Here is a 23285-nt window from a genome sequence, read left to right as displayed (position 1 = left end):
ATAGCTAGCTGGCGAAGACCCGGATCCAGTCGACGCGCATCTCGGCGGGATAGGTTCCCCCGGCGGGTTCACGCCCGCCGGAACCGCCGACGGCGATGTTGAACACCGGGACCATCGTGAAGCCCGGATCGTTGAACGGCCAGTCGGGAATCGAGTTGGCCGGAACCGTGAAGAACGGCTCCATACCCGGCTGGTAGTCCTTCCAGAAGTACAGGCCGCTCGGCTGCCACGTCATGCGCCAGGTGTGCCAGGCGTTGTCGACGGGGTGGCGGTCGGTCGCGAATGCGGTGCCGTCGAGTCGTGCGTGCACGGTGGTGCCCGACGGCCAGTCGTTGTTGCCGTACCACTCGACGAGGTCGACCTCGCCGCCGCGGACGGGGTTCTCGTTGACGAGCCAGAAGGCCGGCCAGGCGCCGTCGGTGAGGCAGTCCAGTTTGACCCGCGCCTCCCACGTGGTGCCGATACCGCCGCGCCACAGACCCATGATCTTCGCGCTCGCGTACTTCTCCTGGATCGTGGTGCCCTCACCTCGGGTGGCACGGATGACCAGGTTGCCGTTGCCGTCCTGGAACACATGCTCCTGGTCGGTGACGTAGCGGCCCATGTTGAACGGCTTGTCCCATTCGACAGGGTTACGGATCGTCTCCCGGGCCGGGACGATGAACCACCGGGCCGGGTCCGGCGGAGATCCCGCAGGCCCGTCGAATTCATCCTGGAACAGCATCAACGGTCCCGACTCGTCGGCCGCGGGCGGCTGAGCGTGAGCGGAGCCCATCGGGCTCGCCACGACGGCGGCACCGAGCCCCATCATCAACATGGCCTTGCGGCGATCGAATTCAGGCACAGCAGCACCCTAAACGACCGCATACGCGGCTGAGCCCCTTTCGTCGCAGCACGCCATCGTGTCCCGTCGACCGAACTTGACGCTGCAGATGCCTTTCACTGTCCTCGGGTCGACACTGTGCCGCTGGGCATTCGGGCGGTGCTCGGACGCACGTCGCGGCGCGGAAATGACAGGTCGCTGACGTCCGCGCGAATTTGCTGGGACGGCGCCTGGCGCGGCGTTAGAGTCCGCCCGTGACGTCTCAACGATGGGCCATCTGGCTGGGTGCGTTCGGCGCCGGTGCGTGCCTCGCGCTGGGCGCCGGCCACGGTGTTGCTGCCGCCGACAGCGACACCACCGACGGCGCAGACACCTCCAGCCAGTCCGTGGAAACCAGGACCTCCACGGCGACTGCCGGGCCGGCGCGCGAGCCGGACAAGCCCGAGACCGAGACCGAAGCCGCGGCCGCGGCGGAGTCCGCGAGTGAAGACTCCGACACCGAAGACTCCGACACCGAAGACACTGACACCGAGGACACCGCCGCCGACACCACGTACGACGAGCCCTCGGTCGAGTCGGTCTCCGCGCAGAAGCCGAGGACCGAACATCGCGAGGTGATCCCGGGGACGGCGACTCAGGATGCCGTCGAGCAGGCATCTGCGCCCGCACCGGCGCCGGCACTGGCGGTCGCGTCCACGCCCACCGGCGTCAAGACCGGCCGCGCTCCGCTGACCATCCCGGTCGGCGACAGCGGCTACAGGACCCGGGCCGACTGGTACCTGCCGACCCAGGGCGACGGCACCGTCGCGGCGACGGGGGTGATCTGGCTGCAGCACGGCTTCCTCGGCAACAAGTCTTTCGTCTCCGCGCTGGCCAAGAACCTGTCGCAACAGACCAACAGCATCGTCGTGGCGCCGAACCTCTCGTCGTTCCCGCTCGCCTGCGCCGCTTGCTGGATCAACGGCGTCCCGCTGCGTGAAGCCGTGGCGGGCATGTTCCTCGACCAGCGGGCATCGCTGACCGCCAGCGCGCAGGCCGCCGGATACCTCGGCGCCCTGCCCGAGGATTTCGTGCTGTCGGGCCAGTCGGCGGGCGGCGGGTTCGCCGCGGCCGTCGGCGGCTACTACGCGACGAATCCGCTCAGTGACGACGACCTGCGCGGCGTGGTGATGTTCGACGGCTTCGCCTTCGACGGCGTGCTCGCCGACAGTCTCGCCAAGCTCGACGATCCGTTCATCCCCGTCTATCAGATCGCCGCGCCGTCCCAGCCGTGGAACGGCAATGGTTCCTCCACAAGGGAACTGGTGGCGGCGCGCCCGGGCCAGTTCGTCGGGGTCACGGTCGCCAACGGGTCACATTCCGACTCGCTGATCGGCAGTAATCCGATCACCGACCTCCTGCTGCAGTTGGTGACGGGACGGTCCCCGGCGGGCAACACCGCGGCCGCGTACACGCTCGCCACCGGATGGATCAACGACATGTACTCGGGGCTGGGCCCGGCCGACGGCACCGGCATCTACGGCGCCCCCGACCAGTACATCGTGATGGGCGATACCGCCGCCGTCGTGCTGGCTCCCCCGCCGCTGGTCGACCTCGACCGCTACCTGGGGACCTGGTTCGAGGTCGGCAGCGTCAAGCAGTTCTTCTCGATCGGCCTGGTCAACACCAAGGCGCAGTACAGCCTCAACCCCGACGGTTCGGTGCGGGTCGAGAACTCCGGCAACTACTTCGTCAACAACGGACCGCAGTCCTCGATCGTCGGCTCGGCGCTACCGGTCGACGCCACGAACAACAGGCTCAACGTGCGATTCTTCGGTCCCCCGTCGGCCGCGCCACCGGGCAATTACTGGATCGTCGATCTGGATCCCGACTACCGGTGGGCCGTCGTCACCGATTCCACCGGGCTCAGCGGATTCCTGCTCAGCCGCGACGCGGTCGTCAGCGACGACTTCTATCAGGAGCTGCTGGACCGGGCCTCCGTCTACGGGGTGAAGGGACGTATCACGCCCACCCGCCAGCCGGCTGCGCAGGCGACTACCATTTGAGAGAACACTTGTTCACTCAACATCGGAGTCCTGTATGCGAACGGCCGATATGCAGGCTCTCGGCAATGTCGCCGCCGAAGGCCTGACCGTCCTGAACAACCTGATCCGCGGCATGCACTCGGGTATCGCGGGGCGGGTCTTCGCCTCGATCGGGCCGGCCGCCAAACCCGTCGAGACGGTCCACGACGCGATCGCCGGCACGGTTTATGACCTGCTCGGCGCCGCCGCCCACCGCCTGCCACCGGTGCTCAGCTCGTTCGCGGCCGCAGGCCTGGCATTCGACGATGACGCCGCACTCGACGAGCACCCGCGGCTGGCCGAGTTTCTCGCCGCCCTCGACGGGATCTACGGCGACGAGCTCGCCGAGCGCGGCAGTCCGTTGGCACCTCCGATGACACTGCGGGTTTCCGGGCGGCCGGTGCCGCTGACACCGGATGCCGTCAGGGCCGCCTATCCGCGCCCGACCGACGCGATCGCGGTATTCGTGCACGGACTGTGCCAGACGGAGTCCTCGTGGCAGCGGGCTCCCCGGCCGTCGGCGCACACTGACGACCGGTCCTACGGCGAGCGGCTGCACACCGACCTCGGCTTCACGCCGGTCGACCTCCGGTACAACACCGGTCTGCACATCTCGACCAACGGCCGCCAACTCGACGAGACCCTCACCCGTCTTCTGGAGGTGTGGCCGGTACCGGTGCGACGCATCGCGTTGATCGGGCACTCGATGGGCGGTCTGGTGATCCGCAGCGCCTGCCACTACGGACACGAACAGAACCGGCGCTGGGTCCGCGCCACCCGTCAGGTCATCTGCCTCGGATCACCGCACCTGGGCGCTGATCTGGAGAAGGGGGTCAACGTCGCGACGTGGGCGATGGCCCGGCTCGGCGAGACGCGGTCGATCGCCGAACTGCTCAACCTGCGCAGCGACGGCATCAAAGATCTTCGCTTCGGGGCGCTGCTCGACGACGACTGGGCGGAGTCGGACCCAGACGAGTTCCTGCGGGACCGATGCCGGGAGGTGCCGTTCCTCCCCACTGCGACATACCATTTCGTCGCCACGTCGGCCGCGCCGAGATACCTCGGTGCCGTCCTCGGCGATCATCTGGTGCGCCCCTCGAGCGCCTCCGGTCGTGGCCGGCGCCGCAACGTCCCGTTCCGTGCGGAGTCGGGGTTGACCCTGACGGGACTGCACCACTTCGATCTGCTCAGCCACCCGGACATCTATGTCCGGCTGCGGGAGTGGCTGACCGCGACCTGAAGCAGCGAAAACCCCGCAGTCTCACCGGGTGGTGAGGCTGCGGGGTTTTCGCAGTATCCAGTAGGAGGGTGAGTGCCTACGGGGCAGGGACGCTGGCGCAGCCCACGCCGGGGATGCAGCCCGCAGCCCCGCCGGGTCCGGCCGTTCCGCTGGGTCCGCCCGGGATCGCCCCGGTGGCTCCGCCCGGCCCTGCTGTTCCGCTGGGTCCGCCCGGAATGGCACCGGTGGCGCCGCCGGGACCGGCCGCACCACTGGGTCCACCGGGGATCGTGCCCGCAGCTCCACCCGGACCGGCCACGCCACCGGGTCCACCCGGAACCGCGCCGGCGACAGCGGGCGCGGGCGGAGGAGGAGCCCATGCCGGGGGCGGCGGAGCCCAGCCGGCCGGCGGCGGTGCGTACACGGGAGGCGGTGCTGCACAACCGGTGCCGTGCATGTCAACGCAGCCGGGAGGACCTCCGGCAGCGGCGAGCGGAGCGACCGCAAAGGCGGCGGCGGCTGAACAGGCCAGCGCCAAAGGGCTGTACTTCCACGATTTCAGGGACATGACGGCCCACTACCCCACGTGCGAAGGTTCGAAACGCACGCGGCTGTTCTCACCCCCTCTCAGTCGGGTGCGACGGCAGCCCGGTGATCGCGCAGTGCGTGCAGTTCTCCACGGCGATCCGTTGATCCGAATGCGCCGAGGTGCGGCGAATGCCGACAGCTGCCAGCACCGCCGCAGCCACCATCAGCGCCGCCGAGATCACGACCGCGGTGTGGAAGCCGGCCGAGAATGCGGCGGGGTCCGTGTAGTCGTCCCCGCTGATGCCTGACACGCCGGGCAGCACGGCGACCGCCAGCAGTCCTCCGGCGCGGGCCACCGCGTTGTTCACCCCCGACGCCGACCCGGCCATGTGCTCCGGTGCCGCGTCCAACACCGTCGCCGTCAGCGGCGCCACGACGAGCACCATCCCGGCGCCGAACACGATCGCGGCAGGGGCGACGTCGAAGACCCAGGAGGCGCCCTCACCGATGCGCAGCATCAACAGCAGTCCCGCCGCCGCAACGACCGGACCCACCGTCATGGGCAGCCGGGGACCGATGCGGCCCGACAGCGCTCCGGCCCGCGCGGAGAACAGCAGCATGACGACGGTGAACGGCAGCAGCGCCGTGCCCGCGGCGACGGGGCTGAACCCGGACACCGTCTGCAACTGCAGCACCAGGAGCAGGAACACCGCGCCCAGCGCACCGTAGATCAGCAGCGTCACCGCATTGGCCACGCCGAAGTTCCTGTCGGCGAACAACTTCGGCGACATCAGTGGATGGCTGGACCTTTGCTCGACCAGAACGAACACCACCAGCGCCACCAGTCCGCCACCCACGGACACCACCGCAGCCGGAGACGCGCCACGGTTGCCGAGTTCGGTCAGACCGAAGGTCAGCGCTCCCAGTCCGACGACGGTCAGCACCGCACCGCCCACGTCCAGGCGTCGCGACGCGGACGGGTCGCGACTCTCGGGCACCCGCAGGAGCGTCACCGCGATCACGAAGGCAGCCAGCGGCACATTGATCAGAAACGCTGCGCGCCAGTTCCATTCGACGAGTGCACCACCGAGGAACGGTCCGATGGCGCCCGCGATGCCGCCGAGTCCCGACCAGGCGCCGACGGCCGCTCCCCGGTCACCGCTGGCGAAGGCCGCCGAGATCAGGGCCAGGCTGCCCGGTGTCAGCAGGGCGCCGCCGACACCCTGCAGGGCGCGCGCGACGATCAGCACCTCGATGCTCGGGGCCAGCCCGCACGCGATCGATGCCAGCGCGAACCAGACCACCCCGAGGACAAAGACTTTGCGACGGCCGAAGTGGTCCCCGAGTGAACCACCGAGCAGGATCAGCGAGGCCAGGGTCAATGTGTAGGCGTTGACCACCCACTGCAGATCTCCGAATCCACCACCGAGGTCGGCGGCGATATGCGGCAACGCCACGTTGACGACCGTGGCGTCGACCATCACGATGCCCGATCCCAGCACCGTCGCCAGCAGTACCCAGCGGCCGGCGGCCGTGCCCATGCGCAGCCCGGTCATCGGTCAGGCGCGGTGCAGCACGGCCGACAGATGATGCTGCAGCGGCATTCCGACGGCCGCCATCCGCACGCTGTAGGTCAGGGTGTCCCCGGCCAGCTCGATGGTGCGGCCCACGGCCGACACCTCCTTCGCCGACGCGCTGCGCCCGACCGCCGTCGATTCGACGTCGATCCGCAGGGTGTCGCCCTCGCCGGTGACGATGCGCTCCAGAATGCCCTCCAGGATCTCGGTGATTCCCGTCGGGTGCGCGAGGATCCACTCGACGCAGTGCGGCGCGGGTGAGCGCACGTAGCCGGTCTCGCTGTGCAGCGGGCGGCCGTCGTCGGCGGCGCGGGTGCGCTGGACGTAGCTCAGGAACGGCTTTCCGACGTGGCCGAAGGTGATCTCCTCGGTATAGGCGAACGACGGGACCGTCGGATACTCCCCCGTGCCCTCCCCGACCCAGACACCCAGCAGCGGCGCCAACGCGACGACGTCGGGATGCAGCGGGACGAGCGCGACCACCCGGCCAGGGTACGCCCCGGTCCGGCGCGCAGGACTGGTCGCGGGTCGACCGATACGATCGTCGACATCGTGCTGGGAAAGCAGAGATGGAACATCTGGCCGCGCCGGCGCCGGATCCCTCTGCGATGCCACGACGCCGGCGCCGCGCGATGGGTCACCGCCCCACGACGCCGCGACGACATCGTGTGCCCGGTTCTCACCGTATCCACCTTCAACATCTGGTTCGACGCGTACTTCGCCGACGAGCGCTACCGTGCGCTCGCGGACCTGCTGGCTGCGCATCCCGCCGATGTGATGGTGTTCCAGGAGGTCACCGATCGCGCGCTCGATGTGCTTCTGGCGCAGCCGTGGATCAGGCGTGACTACGCCGCGGCTGCGGTCACCGGCCGTCGTGTCGGCAACTACGGCATGCTGCTGTTGTCCCGCATCCCGCTGTCGCAGGTGACCTACACACGCCTGCCGACCGCGGCCCACCGCGGCTTCCTGACCGCGGTGCTCATCAGCGGCGGGACCGAGACGGTGCTGTGCTCGGTACACCTGGACAGCGGAAAACGTAACTCCGCTTTGCGCGCCAGGCAGTTTCGCGAGATCGATGCCGAGTTCGCACATGCCGATGACGTCGTGCTGCTCGGCGATTTCAACATGCGCGACGACGAGAACTCTCGTATCACCGCCCCGTGGTGCGACGTGTGGCCGGCGCTGCGCGCGCCCGAACCCGGGTTCACCGAGGACACCTCGATCAACCACATGCGCTTCGACGCCACCGGCAAGGAGCGGTTCGTCCGCTTCGACCGCGTCCTGGTCAAGGGCGAGCAGTGGCGCCCCGACAGCGTCGAACTGATCGGCACCGAGCCGATCTCGCCGGCGCACCCGCGGGTCTTCCCGTCGGATCATTTCGGGCTGCGCTGCGTTCTGGTGCGCAACACCGGGTGAATGCCCCCGCGTCGGCGGCGCGATGCGCGACGATGACACCGTGAGTGACACGACCACATGCGCGATCGTCGGCGGCGGGCCGGCGGGCATGGTGCTCGGGCTGTTGCTGGCGCGGGCCGGCGTCGAGGTCACGGTGCTGGAGAAGCACGCCGACTTCCTTCGCGACTTCCGCGGTGACACTGTGCATCCCACAACGTTGCGGCTGCTCGACGACCTGGGCCTGTGGCCCAGGTTCGCCGACATCTCCCACAGCCGGCTCGACCACGCGACCGTCGACGTCGGCGCCGGGAGGTCGGTCACCATGGTCGATTTCCGGCGGCTGCGCCAGCCGCATCCCTACATCGCGATGGTGCCGCAGTGGGACCTGCTCAACCTGCTCGCCGACGCCGGCCGCGCCGAGCCGACGTTTACGCTCAGGATGAGCACCGAGGTTACCGGCGTCCTGCGGGAAGGAAGCAGGGTCACCGGTGTCCGCTACGAAACCGCCGACGGCACAGGGGAATTGCAGGCCGACCTGACCGTCGCCTGCGACGGTCGCGGCTCACTGCTGCGTGAGAAGACCGGGCTGCGCACACAGGAGTTCCCGGTCGGGTTCGACGTGTGGTGGTTCCGGCTGCCACGACCGGAGACCGATGAGATGTACACGCTGTTCCCCCGGTTGGCGCCGGGGCGGGCCATGATCGTGATCCCGCGCGAGGGTTACCTGCAGATCGCGCTGCTGATCGAGAAGGGCACCGACGCCGCCCTGCGGGCCCGCGGCCTGGACGCGTTCCACGCCGACGTGCTCGCGCTGCTGCCGGAGGCGGCCGGAACCGTCGGGTCGATCGCGAGTCTCGACGAGGTCAAGATGCTCGACGTCAAACTCAACCGGCTGCGCTGCTGGCACATCGAGGGCATGCTCTGTATCGGTGACGCGGCCCACGCGATGTCCCCCGCCGGCGGCGTGGGGATCAACCTGGCCATCCAGGATGCGGTCGCCGCCGCGCGACTGCTCGCCGAGCCGTTGCGCCGCGGCACGGTCACTGGCCGCGACCTGGCCCGGGTACGGCGGCGACGCATCCTGCCCACCGTGGTGACGCAGGCGCTGCAACGCCTGATCGACCGGCGGCTGCTGGGCCCCATCGTCCGCGGCGGATCCGCCGGGCCCTCACCCGGCCTGATCCGGACGGTCGAGCGGCTGCCGTGGCTGACGGTGATCCCCGCCTACCTCGTCGGGGTCGGGGTGCGTCCGGAGCGCGCACCCGGGTTCGCGCGCAGACGACCCCAGTAAGGTCACGCACGTGACCACAACCTCCGCGAATCCTTTCGACCTGACCGGCCACGTGGCCGTCGTGACCGGCGGCGGCTCCGGCATCGGCCTCGGGATGGCCGGAGGGCTTGCCCGCGCCGGAGCGACCGTGGCGATCCTCGGCCGCAACGCACAACGCCTCGACGATGCCGCGGCCACGCTGCGCACCCACGGCAACCCTGTGCTGCCCCTGGTGTGCGACGTCACCGACGAGGAGGCCGTCACCGAGACCATGGCGCGCATACGTGACGAATTCGGTTGGCTTGATTCCTGTTTCGCCAACGCCGGGGTGCGGGGGCGGTTCACCCCGGTCTGGAGACCTCGCTGGCGGAGTTCCGGTCGGTGACCAGCGTCGACCTCGACGGCGTGTTCCTGACCCTGCGGGAGGCGGCGCGACAGATGGTCGCCGCAGGTCGGGGCGGGAGCCTGGTCGGGGTGTCGAGCCTCGGCGCCTTCCAGGGCATGCCCCGGCAGCCGGCCTACGCGGCGTCCAAGGCCGGCGTCACGTCGATGATGGACAGCTTCGCGGTGGAGTTGGCCCGGCACGGCATCCGCGCCAACACGGTGGCCCCGGGATGGTTCGAGACCGAGATGACGTCCGAGGGGATGGCCGACGAGAGGTTCACCTCCCGCGTCCTGCCGCGTGTTCCGGTGCGGCGCTGGGGCGCGGCCGAGGACGTCGCCGGGGTCGCGGTGTACCTGGCCGGCCCGGCCAGCGCCTATCACACCGGGGACGTGCTGCGGCTCGACGGCGGCTACCTGAAGTTCTGATCCGCGAGTTCTGATCAGCCGCGTCGACGTTTGAGCGACCGCCGGGTTGGACATGATGCAACGGTGAACCTGCTGTTGTCCGCGCTGCCGGCACCGGACGTGCGCATCACCGACACCGGGGTCGAAGCCGCGCTCAGCGCCGCGGTGCGGATCATCAACCCGCTGCTCGACGTGCTGTGGGAGACCGACCCGCTCGACCTCAAACGCCGCGACGACGCGCTCGGCCGGCTCCTCAACGCTGTCGACGTGCCGGGGACCCCCGCCTGGGAGGATATGGACACCGATGCCCGCATCCACTGGTGGGTGTGGCGGGTCGGGGCGGTGAACACCGTCGCGGTCGCGTTCCCCGGGGTTCTCGGGATCGTCGCCCGCCAGTTGCCGCTGCAGGATCTGTTCGGCTTCGTCAGCCAGGCCGTGGTGCTGTGCGCGGTGGCCCGTGAGCTCGGGGTCACCGACCAGCGCACGCAGGTGCGGATGCTGGCGGCGGTGCTGTGCGAGCGTGACCTGTCGGTCGTCGTGTTCGACGGGGACGATCGCCGGCCGCTGGCCTCGATACCGCACAGCGCGACGGGTGTCGCCAAGGCGATCTGGAATCTGGTCGGCCTGTTCGACGCCATCGCCGACGAACTCGCCAAGCGGCCCCACCCACGCGGGCCGATCAAGTACCTGGGGCTGCTGCCGGGTGTCGGCGCGGTCGCCGCCTACATCGGTGAGTGCGGCGCGCTCGCCCGTGCGGCCAAACAGGGTCGCCGCTGGCTGGAGAAACCGGCCCGGTCAGAGCCCTAAGCGTTCCTGCGCCTGCCGCAGCGTCGTCGCCGACGCCTGCAGGCCGACCCGTTCGTCCTCCGAGAGCGCCACCTCCAGGACGCGGCCCGCGCCGTGCGCCGAGACCACGGTGGGCAGCGACAGCGCCACCCCCGAGATCCCGTACGCGCCCTCCTGCACGGTCGAGACGGGCAGCACCCGGTGCTCGTCGCCGAGCACCGCCTCGACGATGCGGGCGGTGGACAATCCGATCGCCAGGTTGGTGGCGCCCTTGCCGGCGATGATCTCGTAGGCGGCGTTGACCACCTCGGCCGAGATGCGTTTCCGGGTGTCCTCGTCGAACACCGGCACACCGTCGCGCCGGAATTGTGCGGCCGGCACACCCCCGACCGAGACACTCGACCACAGTGAGATCTCCGAATCACCGTGCTCGCCGACGATGATGCCGTGCACGTTGGCGACCGCGAGATCGGCGCGGTCGGCGATGAGATAGCGAAAACGACTGGAGTCCAACACCGTTCCCGAGCCGAAGATGTGGCCCGGAGCGGCGTTGACCGACCGCGCCGCGGCGAACGTCACGACGTCGACGGGGTTGGTGACGAACACGATGACCGCGTCCGGGGAGCGCTCGAGCAGCTGCGGCGTCAGCGTCTGCGCCATGGCGACGTTCGTCGCGGCCAGCTCCAGCCGGCTCTGGCCCGGCTTCTGCTTGGCGCCTGCGGTCACCACGATCACCGCGGACCCGTCCGTCACCGCGATGTCGTCGGAGCCCGTGATGCGGCAGTGCGGGACGAACTGGCTGCCGTGGTTGAGGTCGAGCACCTCGGCCCTCACCTTTGCAGCGTTGAGGTCGTAGAGCGCCAGTGCGCCCGCCGAGCCGCGGATCAGGCAGGCGTAGGCGATCGCGGTGCCGACACTGCCCATCCCGATGACGGAAACCTTGGTGTTCTGTTCGACTGGCATGGGTCCATCCTCGCCCCACAACAGAATGTCGGTCGATCGGCTGTCCCCTCCGCAGCCGATCGAACCGACTGCAGAGAACATTATGTGCGGGGGACCCCCCGAGGAATCGGGGAAAACCCTATTTCTTGCTGCGGCAATGACCGGGGGGCCGACGCTGACGCGTCAGGGGACGTCGGGCACCAGGATCGGGATGGGCACGGGGACGAACGGCACGGTCAGGTACGTCGTCGTCGTGGCGATGCCCCCCGTTGTCGTCGGCGGCACTGTTGTCGGCGGCACCGTGGTTGTCGGCGCGGTCGTCGTGGGCGGCGCGGTCGTTGTTGTCGGCGCGGTCGTCGTGGTCGTGGGTGGGGTCGTCGTGGTGGTCGTCGTCGTGGTCGTGGTGGTGGTCGGCGACGTCGTGGTGGTCGTCGTGGTCGTCGTCGTTGCCGTGGTGGTTTCGGGCGCCGCCGGGGGCGCGGTGGTGACGACCACCGGTGGAGGCGCCTCCGCCGTGGCCGGCGGCGGTGCCGGCTCGCCCTGCTGCTGGGGGACCGTGACCGTCTCGGGTGCAGCGCTGGGCGGTACGAAGGGACTGCTGAGCGGCGCGTTGGCGGGCTTCGGCGGCGTCCGGTCGGAGGTCTGGACGCTGGTGAGCGCGATGGCCGCCCCGCCGACCGCCAACAGGGCGACGGCGGCCAGGATCCCGGTGAGCGTCAGCGGGACTCGGGGCCGGGGCTCGTCGGCGGGCGGGGCCTCCTGCGCGATGACCTCGGTGGGACCGTACGGGTCCGAGAGCACATACGGATTGGGCCGCTCCGCGGGCTCCTCGCCGGTGTAGGGCACGATGTCGTCGGCCGACGGGTCGTCCTGCGACCACGCCAGCGCATACGTGGCGTCACCGCTGTCACCGCTGTCCACGCCGGGAGGCAGGACGACAGGCGCCGCGGCGACGGTCGAGGTGTCCGCGCTTCGGCCGTACGCGGCGAACATCGCGGCGCCGACGGCGCCGTCGAGGGCGGGCCGCGCGGTGGTGATCACCGGTACCTGAAGTCGTTGCGAAACCTGTTGGCCGATAAGCGGTATCGATGCGCCGCCGCCGACCATCGCGACGGAGGTGACTGCGTCCGGCGCGATTCCGTTGCGCGACAGCAGCTCGTCGAGCGCGGTGAAGACGCCGTCGAGGGGGCGCCTGAGCAGATCGTCGAGTTCGGCTCTGGTGACGCGTATTTCGGTCCCGGCGCCGGGCAGTTCGACGGTCAGCTGGGTCGCGGTCTGGTTCGAGAGGCGTTCCTTGGCGACCCGGCAGTCGTCGCGCAACCGGGCCAGCGATCCGACCGCGGCCGTCTGCGCAGGATCGGTGTCCCCGCCGGCGGCCGCGAGCACATGACCGAGCAGCGCCTGGTCGATCTGGTCTCCGGCGAAATCGGGGTGGCGGTGGGTGCCGATCACCGTGAACGCCGCCGCGTCGACGGCGGTGATGCTGGTGCCGCTGCCCCCGAAGTCGAGCAGCACCGCGACGCCTCGACGGTCCAGGCCGGGGTTGGCGTTGAGGGCGGTCAGCGCCGCCTCGGTATCGGAGATCAGCCGGGGCGGCGCTCCCGACGGTGCCAGCAGGTCGCTCGCGGTCAACGTCTGTGCCAGCGCGCGGGTCGCCTCCACGGTCCAATACGACGGCACGGCGATCACCACGTCGGCCAGCCGCTGCGAGGTCGCCAGGCCCGCCATGGTTTCGAGCGCCTCGACCAGGAGCTGTTCGGCCGGGTAGGTCGCACCGTCGGAGGCCACCAGCGGAACCGGATCCCCGACGCGTTCGACGAAATCGGTCAGCGTCGCACCGCCGGCATCGGCTCCGTCACCGACCTGCGGCGCGGCGTGGCCGTACACGGTCAGGACCGACCGACGAAGTACCGGCTCGTTGCCGACGGTTGCCGCGACGAGGTTGGTCGAACCGATGGACAGTCCCAACGCATCGCTCATGATTGAGGCCACCCTAGACGGGGTGGGCGGTCGGACGCATCTGACACGCAGCGGGCCGCGGTGTGCTGCAATGGCGGCCATGAGTGACATCGACGAGATCAAGCAGGTCAAGTATCGCTACCTTCGCGCCCTGGACACCAAGCACTGGGACGACTTCGCCGACACCCTGACCGAGGACGTCGTCGGTCGTTACGGCGAGTCGATCGGCGAGGAGCACCACTTCACCAACCGCGATGATCTCGTCGGCTTCATGCGCAACTCGCTCGGCCCCGAGGTGCTCACCGAGCACCGGGTGAACCACCCCGAGATCACCGTCGACGGTGACGAGGCGTCGGCGACCTGGTACCTGCAGGACCGGGTGATCGCGCCGGACTTCAACTTCATGTTGATCGGTGCGGGTTTCTACCACGATCGCTACCGGCGCACCGCCGACGGCTGGCGCATCTGCGAGACGGGGTACGACCGCACCTATGACGCGTCGATGAAGCTGGACGCGGTCGAGTTCAAGGTCAAACCCGGGCGCGCGCTGAACATCTGAACCGTCGCGGGCTACTCCGCGATCGCGATCACCGCGCCCGGTCGCAGCCAGCGCATGATCGTCACCAGCGTGGCATCGTCGATCGCCACGCATCCGGCGGTCGCATCCCCGGTCGAACTGTGCAGGAAGAAGGCGCTGCCCTTGCCGGGGATGCGCTCCTTGTTGACGCCCATCACCACCGCGTGGGCGTACTGCGGAATGTTCAGGTTCTCCGTGCCGGTGCCACTCGTCGCGAAGCGGCAGTTCTGTCGGTCGCACACCTGCATCGTGTTGTAGGTCGGGCTTGCGACGTCCCCGTCCCACCAGTGGTTCGAGCCGACCTGCACGTACTTCAGTCCGCTCCCGGGATCGGGCCGGGTACCGAAGGCGAAGTCGAGCGAGTAGACCCCCGTCGGGGTCATCATCGAGCCCTCGAAATGGTTGGGCGACAGTCCTTTCGCACCCACCTTGGCCGCGATGCCGACGCCGCCGTCCACCGGCTTCCACCCTGCCGGGGTGCGCTGCCAGACGTCGAGTTTCGCATCGGACCCGCCGGCCCCGGTGACCGCGAGTACCTGGGTGGCCGCACCGACCGAGTTCGCGAACCACGGCGCGAACGCGCCGGCGTGCGGCGCGGTGAGCAGTCCGGCGACGGCGATGGCGCACAGCAAAGTCGACAGGCGGCGCAGCATGGCCACAACTGTGCCATCGGTGAGTTCGATTTCCGCGCATCTGCGTAAGTTGGGCGCCATGGACCTTCTGCCTGTGGGGCGACGTGGCCGCGGTATCCGACAGATCGGGGTGGGCCTCGGCACGCTGGACAGGGAGGTCTTCGAAGCGATCGCGGAGTCGCCGAGCCCGCTGCTCGATGCGGTGATGCCGCGCCTGACCAGGGCCGCCGACCATTCGAAGCTGTGGTTCGGGATCGCGGCCGGTCTGATGGCGTTGGGAAGCCCGTCGGTGAAGCGCGGTGCGGTGCGCGGGGTGGCGACGCTGGCCGTGACCAGCCTGGTGACCAATCAGGGCGCCAAGAGGGTGTGGAAGCGTGAGCGGCCGAACTGGAGTTTCGTGCCGCTGGCCCGCCAGACACGGCGCCATCCGACGTCGAACTCGCTGCCGTCGGGTCACTCGGCCAGCGCGGCCGCGTTCTCCATCGGGGTCGGACTGGAGAACCCGCCGGCCGGGCTGGGTCTGGCGCTGCTGGCAGGGCTGGTCGGCATGTCCAGGGTCGCCACCGGCGCCCACTATCCGGGGGATGTGCTCGCCGGATTCGGCCTCGGCGCGGGCATCGCGGTGCTGGGTGCGCGGATCGTGCCGCCGATCGTCGAGACCCGGTTGCCCGTCTCGGATCCGTTGCGGGTCGACACCCCGGAGCGACCCGAGGGTGAGGGTCTCGTGCTCGTCATCAATCCGGCGTCGGGCAGCGGTACCGGGGCACGGGTGGTCGACGAGGTCCGCGAGGCGCTGCCGAAGGCCGAGATCGTGGAGCTCGACGAGGACGACGACGTGGCATCCGTTCTGCAGTCGGCCGCCGACCGCGCGGAGGTGCTCGGCGTCGGAGGCGGTGACGGGACGGTCGCGGCCGCGGCGTCGATCGCGGTGGCGGCGGGTCTGCCACTGGCGGTCTTCCCCGCGGGCACGTTCAACCATTTCGCGAAGGACATCGGCTGCGATACGACGGCCAAGACCGTGGCGGCGATCAGGCAGGGCACCGTGTCGTGTGTCGACATCGTCTGCATGAACGAGAAGCAGATGGTGGTCAACACCGCCAGCATCGGCGCCTACCCGCGCTTCGTACAGACGCGCGAGAAACTCGAGCACAAGATCGGCAAGCCGCTGGCCGGCGTCTACGCGATGTTCCACACCTTGCGGCGCGGCGAGCCGGTGCGGATCGAGTACGACAACAAGACGCTGCAGACCTCCCTGTTCTTCCTGGGGAACTCGGGCTATCTCCCGACCGGATTCGCGCCGTCGCGGCGAACCCGGATGGACGACGGCCTGCTCGACGTGCGGATCCTCGAGACGGGGCGACGGCTGAGCAGGCTGCGGATCCTGACCGCGCTGGTGCTGGGGCGGCTGACGCGCAGCCCGCTGTATCACGAGCTCAAGGTGCCGGAATTCTCGTTCAGGTCACCGGACGGGCCGACGGTGCTGGCACTCGACGGCGAGGTCGGGACCGAGATCGACGAGGCGAGTTTCAGCGTGCAATATCGAGCTCTGCCGGTGTTTCGTCCCGCCGTGTGAGCGTCGCCGGGGGAACCAGACGCAGGCAGACGAGGAAGTACGCGTAGCCCAGCGCCCATCCGGCCAGGACGTCCGACGGGTGGTGCACGTTGAGTATCACCCGACCCACGCCGACCGTCACGACGATGACGACACCGAGGGCGATCAGCCACGCCCGCCTCGACGGAGCGACCGCGGGCACGGCGACGGACAGCAGCGCGGCGACGGCCACCAGCACGCCGAGCGCGTGCCCCGACGGGAACGACAGCCCCCACGCATCGACGAACGCGGTGTCGGGTCGGGCGCGGCCGGCCAGGTGCTTGGCGATCTCGGTGACCAGACCGCTGAGTTCCACGGTGACGACCAGGAACACCGCGAGCCGGATCCTGCGCCGCAGCAGTGCCAGCACGATGAGAACGAGCACCGCGAGCCGGAACGCTCCGGGCCCCAGGACCGTGCAGAACACGTCCCAGGCCGTCACCCAGCCGCTGTGAGATTCGCCGACGCGGTACGCGGCGTCCAGCGCGGCGTCGTCGGCGCGGGTCAGCCATCCCCAGTCCTGCGCCCAGCCGGCCCACAGGAGCCCGTACACGGCGAGGGCGGCGACGACGCCGGCCAGTAGCCGCCTGTTGTCCGGGGTCACGTGACCACCTGTACCCCAAATCACCGAGCAAATCGAGCGCCCGCAATGGCGATGCCGGCGACAGTGCCCACCACTCCGCCGAAGTTCGTCTACGGCGCTCTCGGCGTTCCCCGCGGCTGAGCTACGGTTCGCACATGGCTGTCTTTCTTCGGAAGCTGTTCCGAATCGGCAAGCTGCCCAGCGCGTTGCGCGCGGAGGTGGAGGCCGAGGGGGTGCTTTTCATGTCGGAGTACGTCGCGGTGACACGGCGTTTCCGCGGCACCGTCCCCGGGTTGCGCTCCGGAGGGAGCATCGCCAGCTATGTCGGGTCGTTGGTGCTGACCAACGAACGCGTGCTCGGCACGCTGTCCACGGTGCCGAAACTGGCAGGCCGCACGATCGACCAGCGTTGGGACGCCCCGCAGACCGGGTCGGTCAAGGCCGAGCTGTCCGAGACGGGGCTGACCCTCGATGTCGACGTCTCCGCTGTCGACCCCCGCTGCTCGGGCGAGCTGTCGCTGCATTACAAGGAGGACATCCCCCGCGACGTCCTCGCCCGACTGCCCCGCACATCGCTGGCCTTCGACGCGTCCCCCGAGTTCGTGTTCCGCGCCGTCGGAGTGCCCTACCACCCCTAGGTCGCGGCGGGATTCAGAACGGAGGGGCATGGTTGCGACCCTCCAACAGTGCCTGGTTCTCGGCTCGTTGGTCGTGGATGCGCCTGGCCCGCACCTGCGCCCGGGTCTGCGTGCGGCGAGGCATGCCGAGCCCGGACGGTGCGCTCGGCGTGGGAGCCCGGACGCCGGCGTCGACCGCGACCGGCGCGGTGGGCCGGCACAACGACGGGAACAACACCCGGCTCCCAGGATGCGTCGTGAACGTCTGCCCACCCGGGGACGTCCACAGGACAGTTCCGTCCGGATACTGGACATCGCGCCAGCCCCAGAAAGTCTTGAGCAGGTGATGTTTTCGGCACAGACAGGCGAGATTCGACGCCTGCGTCGGCCCGACCGGATACGCGATCGTATGGTCGAGATCACAGCTGTAGGCTGCCACGTCGCAACCCGGGAAACGGCACGTCATGTCGCGACACCGCACGAAGTCCGCCAGCTTGGCCGACGGCACGTAGCGAGGTTCCGCTGGTGAATCCCCCGGATGAACCAGCCGCCTGATCGTCGCGGTCTGCGCGAGCGTGGCTGCCAGCAGCGGCCCTGGCAACAACCCGCCGCCCAGGACCACCGCCGGATTGGTCTTCGCCGGCCCCGCCGCCGGGACGGGTCCCAGCAGCGACTCGAACCGCGAGGGCTCCGGCTTGGGCTCCGACTCGGGCTCCGGTTCGGGGGAAGCGGGCTTGTCGCCGTTCAGAGCCACCGGCGTGTCGTCGGTCAGGCTCGACTCCTCGGCGATCACGTGGACGACGACCGAACTCGTTGTGCGCGCACCAGCTTCGCAGTCCTCGGCACCGCACAGACACGACAGCCGGTCCGCCTTGTTCATGATCGCGGCGAGAGCATCCGCCCGTCGCTGCTCATGCGTGCGCGGGTCCGCGAGGCACACGCCGCGCGCCATGTCGTCCAGTCGCCGGTCCATCACCTCGCCGTCGTGGGCGTACAGGACGGCTTCGACGAAGCAGGTCCCCGATCCGTCGGCAGCCGGTGTGACGTCGACATGCCGCGAACGGGCGGCACTCTCGGCATGTACGACCGCCGCGGGGTCGTAGAGGTCGACCCAGTGGTCGATCTCGGCCTCGTGCTTGGCCACCGACAGCGGGCCCCACCCGCGGATGTGCGCAGCGATCTCGGCGTCGATCTTCGCCATGACCTCCGGATCGACCACCAGTCGGGTGCGTTTCACCACCGACTTCACCAGGCGGTAGGAGATCGCCCCGGAGGCGAAGACCTCGGCGACTCGCGGCAACCGCCTCCTCAGTGTCCACGCATCGAGGAGTTCGTTCGACGCGACACCGAGCGACGTGTGTTGACCTGCTGCCACCTCGGCCGACACCGCGTCCCAGTTGTCGAGGCACCACTGATCGCGCTCGGCACTGTCCTTGTCCGTCAGCCTGCTTTCGAGCAGGTCGGCCATCGCCGAGAGCCGTTGCGCAACTGCGGCATTCTCGATGCGCGCCCATGCGCCGATCGCCGCCGCGCCCCGCGCACGCCCCGCCGCGTCCATCAACTCTTCGAACATATGAGCGACAGTAATCGCCGTTCGGCGGTGTCGACCATCGCCGAATACGCCGCCTGTGGATGAACTCGGATGTGGGGATAAGTTGGCGTCGTTAGTTCTTCACCCGCGCCACGACGAAGATCCGCCGGAACGGGAAGAAGGTGATCCCGTCGGCGCGGCGCGGATACGCCGCGTCGAGAAGCGGGATCAGCTCGGCGCGGAACTCCTGCCAGTCGTGGTCCGGCAACGCCGCACGAACCGGCCGCAGCGCGGTGCCTCCGATCCACTCCAGGACAGGGTTCTCGCCGGTCAGCTCGTGGACATAGGTGGTCTCCCACGCATCGACGGTGCAGCCGGCGTCGGTCAACAATTCGGCATAGCCCGCGGCCGGCCTGACGACCTCGGACTTCTCGAATGGGAAGTCCCGCAACAGGTGTGCCCATCGCGCGCTCGAAACGAGGTCGCGCACGGCCCGATGCGACGGCGCGTCGAAGTTGCCGGGCACCTGAAACGCGATCCAGGAGCCCGCACCCAGCTGCCCCGCCCAACGCAGCAGAAGGTCGGGATGCTCGGGTACCCAGTGCAGCGTCGCGTTGCTGACCACCACGTCGGTGTCCGGCAGCGGAGCCCAGTCCCGGACGTCACCCACCCGCGCGTCGACTCCCCGCTCCCGTGCCGCGGTCACCATCTCCTCCGAGGAGTCCCACGCCTCGACGACCGCGCCGGGCCATCGTTGGGTGAGCGTGCGGGTGAGATTTCCGGGGCCGCAACCGAGATCGACGATGCGGCGCGGCTCCCGGGCATCCACCCTCGACAGCAGGTCGTAGTACGGTCTGCCCCGGTGGTCCGCATAGGTCAGATAGACGGCGGGGTTCCACATGGCGCCAGTGTGGCATCTGCGGGCGATGCACGGGTTAGCATGCGAGACGTGGAGCCCGACAGTGTGCCCGACGAGGTGCTACCCCTTCCGGTACCCGATGTCCCCGGCGCCGACGCCACTGCCCGCGGACTCCCCCGGCGCGTCGACCTGACCCTGCGCCAGCGCCTCATCGTGGACTCCTCGGCCGTCGCTGACCTCGCGCTGCGCACCTCCATCGCCTCGCTTCTCAGCGTCACCATGGTGCCCACGCTCGCCCAAGCGCTGAACAGGTCCGCCGCTGCCACCGAACAGGAACACCTGCGCTTCTACGCCGAGTTGGCCGCGGCCCAAGATCCCCAGCTGTCGTTCCCCGCACCGCAGTCACCGCCGCGGGTGTCGTCCCGCGCGGCCAACCCGGTCGCCGAGTGGGTGGCGCACGGGAACGTCCGCAACATCCGGTTCGAGAGCAGCTTCCGCGCGGTGAACCCCGCGCTGCGTGACCACCGGGCAGGCTTCGCCCGCAACAACATCGTGCACGCCCAGCACTGGCGGCACGACGACGGTCCGCGACCGACGCTCTGCCTGATCCACGGTTTCATGGGGTCGGCGTACCTGTTCAACGGGCTGTTCTTCTCGTTGCCCTGGTTCTACCGGTGCGGATACGACGTGGTCCTCTACACGCTTCCGTTCCACGGGCGCCGCGCCGAGAAGTACTCACCGTTCAGCGGTCACGGCTACTTCGCCCACGGCATGGCCGGTTTCGCCGAAGCCATGGCCCAGGCGGTGCACGACTTCCGGTCTCTCCTCGACTACCTCGAGTTCACCGGCGTCGACCGGGTCGCGCTGACCGGGATGTCGTTGGGCGGCTACACCTCCGCGCTGATCGCGAGCGTGGACGACCGGATCCAGGCGGTCATCCCGAATGTGCCCGTGGTGACGCCGGACCGCACGGTCGACGAGTGGTTCCCCGCGAACAAGGTTGTCGCGCTGCGTGACCGGATCGCCGGCACCGACACCGCGCTGGTCGACGCGGCGACGATGTACTCGTCGCCGCTGAACTACCGCCCACTACCCGCCAAGGACCGTCGGCTGATCATCGCCGGCCTCGGTGACCGCTTGGCGCCTCCGGAGCAGGCCGAGATGCTGTGGAGACACTGGGATCACTGTGCCTTCCACTGGTTCCCGGGCAACCATGTGCTGCACGTCAGCCAACCGGACTACCTGCGCCGGATGACGAAGTTCCTGGCGCCGTTCATGTTCGGCTGAGGATCGCGCCGACCGGCAAGCGCAGCTGCGCCACCAGTTCCGGTGTCGCGGGGACCGGAGGTGCGAGCAGCCGCCGGTGCGACGTCGGGCCCAGCGCGTCGAGCGCCGAGCGGTGCAGGCCCCGCTCCGCGGTCAACCCGGCGATCGCCGGCGGACGGTCCGTGGTGCGCAACGCGCAGGATGCGGCGATCTCGGGACTGGTTCTGCTGCCAGTGAATTCGACCGCGGACCAGAATTCCGTCCCGGCCGATCCCGCGGCGGCCAGGGTTTCGGTCAGTCGTTCGTCGACGCGGACGCGGTAGGCGGCCAGGTGTCCGTGCCCGTCGACGACACCCCGCCAGGTCTCCTTGCCTCCGTCACCGGGCAGCGGTCCGGGCGCATCGTCGATCGTCACCTCCCAGCCGCGTTCGCGCAGATGGTCGGCGAGCCGCCGCGCGGCGACCTGCACGGTGTCCTGCAACGGGATCTGCGGCGACCTCGCCGTCAGCGCCGCGATGTTCGATGCGGCACCGAGGGTCAGGCTCACCCACGTGGTGCGATGACCGGCGGCCTCACGGCTGGTGACGCGGACCTTGTCGAAGGCGATGCCGTAGCGGTCCAGGTGGTCGGCCGCCAGGGCGAGCGGCAGGTCGGCCTGTCCCTGCTCCACCCGCAGCGCCACCGTGGCGAACTCGCCCGCGTCCCCGTCATCGGCACTGCGACCACGACGGGTGAGCAGCCGGATCCGGCGCGCGACCAGCGTGGTGACGAAAAGTCCCCGCCACCAGGCGAACAGGATGACGACCACAGCCACCGCGGCACCGAGGAGCCAACGGTCGAAAGTGGTCTGCCAGGGATACGCCATCGCCGCGGGGATGACGAACAGCGCGGCCAGACTGAGCCGGACGATCATGCGGACGGGTCCTTTCGTTTCGCGCGCAGCACCGCCGCGGCGATCACCACCGCGGCGAGCACCCCCACCCCGGCGTAGGCGACCAGGCGCGGCAATGGGTCAGCGGGCGGTGTATCAGGAGGCGCGGCAACCTGTTTCGGGACGGAAGCGTCCACGCCGGCAGCCGGTACATTCCAGGTCAGCGCGGCCACGGGATCGACGCGACCCGCACCGACCAGATTCGACGGCGCCCGCGCGGCCTGATTCGCCGTCCCCGTCAGACGCTCCCGTACCTGCGGTCCCGTCAGGGCGGGAAACCTGCTGCGCACCAGCGCCGCAACCCCGGCGACGTAGGCGGTCGCATAGCCGGTGCCACTGAGCGGGTCGTACTGCTGCTCGCCGTTCAGCGTGCCGTTCGCCAGGCCGCCCGCCGCGTCGTTGCTCACCGAGGTGATGTCCTCCCCGGGAGCGGCGATCCCGACCCACGGCCCCGCCATCGTGAACGCCGACGGACGACCCTGGGGTCCGACCGAGCCGACCGATAGCACGTACTGCTCCCACCACGCGGGGATCGCCAGCGTGGAGACCCCCGCCCAGTTGCGTGGATCGGCCGGTCGGGCCGGATCATTGAGCGGATTCTCCCCGCAACCCGTCGAGCCCTCGGTGTCGCCGGCCGCCGCGACGATCACCGCGTCCTTCTCCACCGCGGCATACCGCAGCGCGGCACCGAGTTCACTCTGGTCGACGCTCATCCCGGCCGGAACACAGGTCACCGACGAGATCGCGATGACGCGGGCACCGGAGTCGGCGGCCCGCACAACCGCCCGGGCGAGTGTCCGGGTCTCGATGCTCGCCCGGGTCAGCGCCGGATCCTCGCCGGTGCTGCTCGGCGCATAGCGCGGCGAGGTCTGTCGGATCGCGAGAATCCGGGCGGCGGGCGCCACCCCGGAGAACCCGTCCGGTCCGGGCGCTCCGGCGATGAGCCCCGCGACCAGGGTTCCGCTGCCGTCACAGTCGGTGAGCCCGTCTCCGGATCCGACGAAGTCGCCTCCCGGATCGACGTTGGGCAGCCGCGGCCCCGGTGTCACCCCGGTGCCGATCACGGCGACCAGCTGGTCCCTGCCATCACTGTGCCGCCACGCGTCGCTCATGTTGAGCGACAGCTGGTTCGGGCTCGGCGCGGCCGGGTCGGAGCCGGGGACGACACCGGTGACAGCACAGGGGTTGCGCTGTGTCATCGGTGCGACGGGTCCGGCGGCGCCACTGGGCGGTGTCGCCGCCGGGTCGACGTCCGGCGGCGGGATCGCGCCGGCGGGCGCAGCGCCGATCGTGAACACCGCCGCGGCCACCGCGAGGGCGGCCGCCGGCCGTATCACCGGGGTCATT

At 69.7% G+C, this 23285-nt stretch carries 21 protein-coding genes and 1 pseudogene; 10 read left to right on the top strand and 12 right to left on the bottom strand.

Annotated elements, in window-relative coordinates:
• Positions 1-4: 4 nt before the first annotated feature.
• The gene (locus tag DYE23_RS02120; RefSeq protein ID WP_115328838.1) at positions 5-817 is read right to left on the bottom strand and encodes a glycoside hydrolase family 16 protein; all 813 of its coding nucleotides are present in this window, start codon (positions 815-817) and stop codon (positions 5-7) included.
• A 260-nt stretch (positions 818-1077) separates the two neighbouring features.
• On the opposite strand from DYE23_RS02120, the gene DYE23_RS02115 reads away from it, so the two are divergent.
• Positions 1078-2868, top strand: a complete 1791-nt coding sequence (locus DYE23_RS02115) for a lipocalin family protein (RefSeq protein WP_115326365.1) — start codon at positions 1078-1080, stop codon at positions 2866-2868.
• A 34-nt stretch (positions 2869-2902) separates the two neighbouring features.
• On the top strand, positions 2903-4126 hold the full coding sequence (locus DYE23_RS02110; protein WP_115326364.1) for an esterase/lipase family protein: 1224 nt from the start codon (positions 2903-2905) through the stop codon (positions 4124-4126).
• 76 nt (positions 4127-4202) lie between these two features.
• On the opposite strand, the gene DYE23_RS02105 is transcribed toward DYE23_RS02110, so the two are convergent.
• The 3 genes from DYE23_RS02105 to DYE23_RS02095 are packed head-to-tail and all read right to left on the bottom strand — an operon-like array spanning position 4203 to position 6693.
• Positions 4203-4673: a hypothetical protein gene (locus tag DYE23_RS02105; RefSeq protein ID WP_115326363.1), complete on the bottom strand. Its 471-nt coding sequence runs from the start codon at positions 4671-4673 to the stop codon at positions 4203-4205.
• A gap of 49 nt (positions 4674-4722) precedes the next feature.
• The gene (locus tag DYE23_RS02100) at positions 4723-6189 is read right to left on the bottom strand and encodes an MFS transporter (RefSeq protein WP_115326362.1); all 1467 of its coding nucleotides are present in this window, start codon (positions 6187-6189) and stop codon (positions 4723-4725) included.
• A 3-nt stretch (positions 6190-6192) separates the two neighbouring features.
• Positions 6193-6693: a peroxynitrite isomerase gene (locus tag DYE23_RS02095; protein WP_115326361.1), complete on the bottom strand. Its 501-nt coding sequence runs from the start codon at positions 6691-6693 to the stop codon at positions 6193-6195.
• Between the two features lie 69 nt (positions 6694-6762).
• Between DYE23_RS02095 and DYE23_RS02090 the strand changes: the two genes are divergently transcribed.
• From DYE23_RS02090 to DYE23_RS02075, 4 genes and pseudogenes are all read left to right on the top strand, one after another.
• On the top strand, positions 6763-7626 hold the full coding sequence (locus DYE23_RS02090; protein WP_235660305.1) for an endonuclease/exonuclease/phosphatase family protein: 864 nt from the start codon (positions 6763-6765) through the stop codon (positions 7624-7626).
• Positions 7627-7666: 40 nt separating this feature from the next.
• Positions 7667-8896, top strand: coding sequence for an FAD-dependent oxidoreductase (locus tag DYE23_RS02085; protein WP_216701232.1), 1230 nt, complete (start codon positions 7667-7669; stop codon positions 8894-8896).
• A gap of 10 nt (positions 8897-8906) precedes the next feature.
• Positions 8907-9685, top strand: a pseudogene (locus tag DYE23_RS02080) (SDR family NAD(P)-dependent oxidoreductase).
• A 63-nt stretch (positions 9686-9748) separates the two neighbouring features.
• A complete protein-coding gene (locus tag DYE23_RS02075; RefSeq protein WP_099962360.1) occupies positions 9749-10471 on the top strand; it encodes a hypothetical protein in 723 nt (240 codons plus the stop codon).
• Here DYE23_RS02075 and DYE23_RS02070 read toward each other — a convergent pair.
• Both DYE23_RS02070 and DYE23_RS02065 read right to left on the bottom strand, forming a co-directional pair.
• Positions 10460-11413, bottom strand: a complete 954-nt coding sequence (locus DYE23_RS02070) for an L-lactate dehydrogenase (protein ID WP_013470478.1) — start codon at positions 11411-11413, stop codon at positions 10460-10462. The two genes, DYE23_RS02075 and DYE23_RS02070, sit on opposite strands and share 12 nt — an antisense overlap.
• A 162-nt stretch (positions 11414-11575) precedes the next feature.
• Positions 11576-13372 (bottom strand): Hsp70 family protein, encoded by a 1797-nt coding sequence (locus DYE23_RS02065; RefSeq protein WP_115326360.1) that lies wholly within the window; start codon positions 13370-13372, stop codon positions 11576-11578.
• Between the two features lie 79 nt (positions 13373-13451).
• On the opposite strand from DYE23_RS02065, the gene DYE23_RS02060 reads away from it, so the two are divergent.
• Positions 13452-13910, top strand: a complete 459-nt coding sequence (locus tag DYE23_RS02060) for a nuclear transport factor 2 family protein (protein WP_011891310.1) — start codon at positions 13452-13454, stop codon at positions 13908-13910.
• Between the two features lie 11 nt (positions 13911-13921).
• On the opposite strand, the gene DYE23_RS02055 is transcribed toward DYE23_RS02060, so the two are convergent.
• A complete protein-coding gene (locus DYE23_RS02055) occupies positions 13922-14581 on the bottom strand; it encodes a L,D-transpeptidase family protein (protein WP_013470475.1) in 660 nt (219 codons plus the stop codon).
• 58 nt (positions 14582-14639) lie between these two features.
• On the opposite strand from DYE23_RS02055, the gene DYE23_RS02050 reads away from it, so the two are divergent.
• On the top strand, positions 14640-16133 hold the full coding sequence (locus tag DYE23_RS02050; RefSeq protein ID WP_011891312.1) for a bifunctional phosphatase PAP2/diacylglycerol kinase family protein: 1494 nt from the start codon (positions 14640-14642) through the stop codon (positions 16131-16133).
• Here the strand turns inward: DYE23_RS02050 and DYE23_RS02045 are convergent.
• Entirely contained in the window at positions 16087-16755 is a 669-nt protein-coding gene (locus DYE23_RS02045) for a phosphatase PAP2 family protein (RefSeq protein WP_099962359.1), read from the bottom strand. The two genes, DYE23_RS02050 and DYE23_RS02045, sit on opposite strands and share 47 nt — an antisense overlap.
• A 134-nt stretch (positions 16756-16889) precedes the next feature.
• On the opposite strand from DYE23_RS02045, the gene DYE23_RS02040 reads away from it, so the two are divergent.
• Positions 16890-17372 carry a hypothetical protein gene (locus DYE23_RS02040; RefSeq protein ID WP_011891314.1) on the top strand — a complete coding sequence of 161 codons (483 nt, stop codon included), beginning with the start codon at positions 16890-16892 and terminating at the stop codon, positions 17370-17372.
• Positions 17373-17385: 13 nt separating this feature from the next.
• On the opposite strand, the gene DYE23_RS02035 is transcribed toward DYE23_RS02040, so the two are convergent.
• Positions 17386-18924: an HNH endonuclease signature motif containing protein gene (locus DYE23_RS02035; RefSeq protein ID WP_099962358.1), complete on the bottom strand. Its 1539-nt coding sequence runs from the start codon at positions 18922-18924 to the stop codon at positions 17386-17388.
• A gap of 91 nt (positions 18925-19015) precedes the next feature.
• Complete coding sequence (locus DYE23_RS02030; protein WP_099962357.1) at positions 19016-19783, bottom strand: trans-aconitate 2-methyltransferase; 768 nt, start codon at positions 19781-19783, stop codon at positions 19016-19018.
• A 39-nt stretch (positions 19784-19822) separates the two neighbouring features.
• On the opposite strand from DYE23_RS02030, the gene DYE23_RS02025 reads away from it, so the two are divergent.
• Positions 19823-21028 carry an alpha/beta hydrolase family protein gene (locus tag DYE23_RS02025; RefSeq protein WP_115326359.1) on the top strand — a complete coding sequence of 402 codons (1206 nt, stop codon included), beginning with the start codon at positions 19823-19825 and terminating at the stop codon, positions 21026-21028.
• Here the strand turns inward: DYE23_RS02025 and eccE are convergent.
• Both eccE and mycP read right to left on the bottom strand, forming a co-directional pair.
• Entirely contained in the window at positions 21015-21920 is a 906-nt protein-coding gene (gene eccE / locus DYE23_RS02020) for a type VII secretion protein EccE (RefSeq protein ID WP_115326358.1), read from the bottom strand. The two genes, DYE23_RS02025 and eccE, sit on opposite strands and share 14 nt — an antisense overlap.
• Positions 21917-23284, bottom strand: a complete 1368-nt coding sequence (gene mycP / locus DYE23_RS02015) for a type VII secretion-associated serine protease mycosin (protein WP_099962354.1) — start codon at positions 23282-23284, stop codon at positions 21917-21919. The genes eccE and mycP overlap by 4 nt, the downstream gene beginning before the upstream one ends.
• Position 23285: the final 1 nt, after the last annotated feature.

The organism is Mycolicibacterium gilvum (assembly GCF_900454025.1).
Lineage (GTDB): Bacteria > Actinomycetota > Actinomycetes > Mycobacteriales > Mycobacteriaceae > Mycobacterium > Mycobacterium gilvum.
Note: the sequence above shows the minus strand (reverse complement) of the source record. Positions and strands in the feature narration are given on the sequence as shown.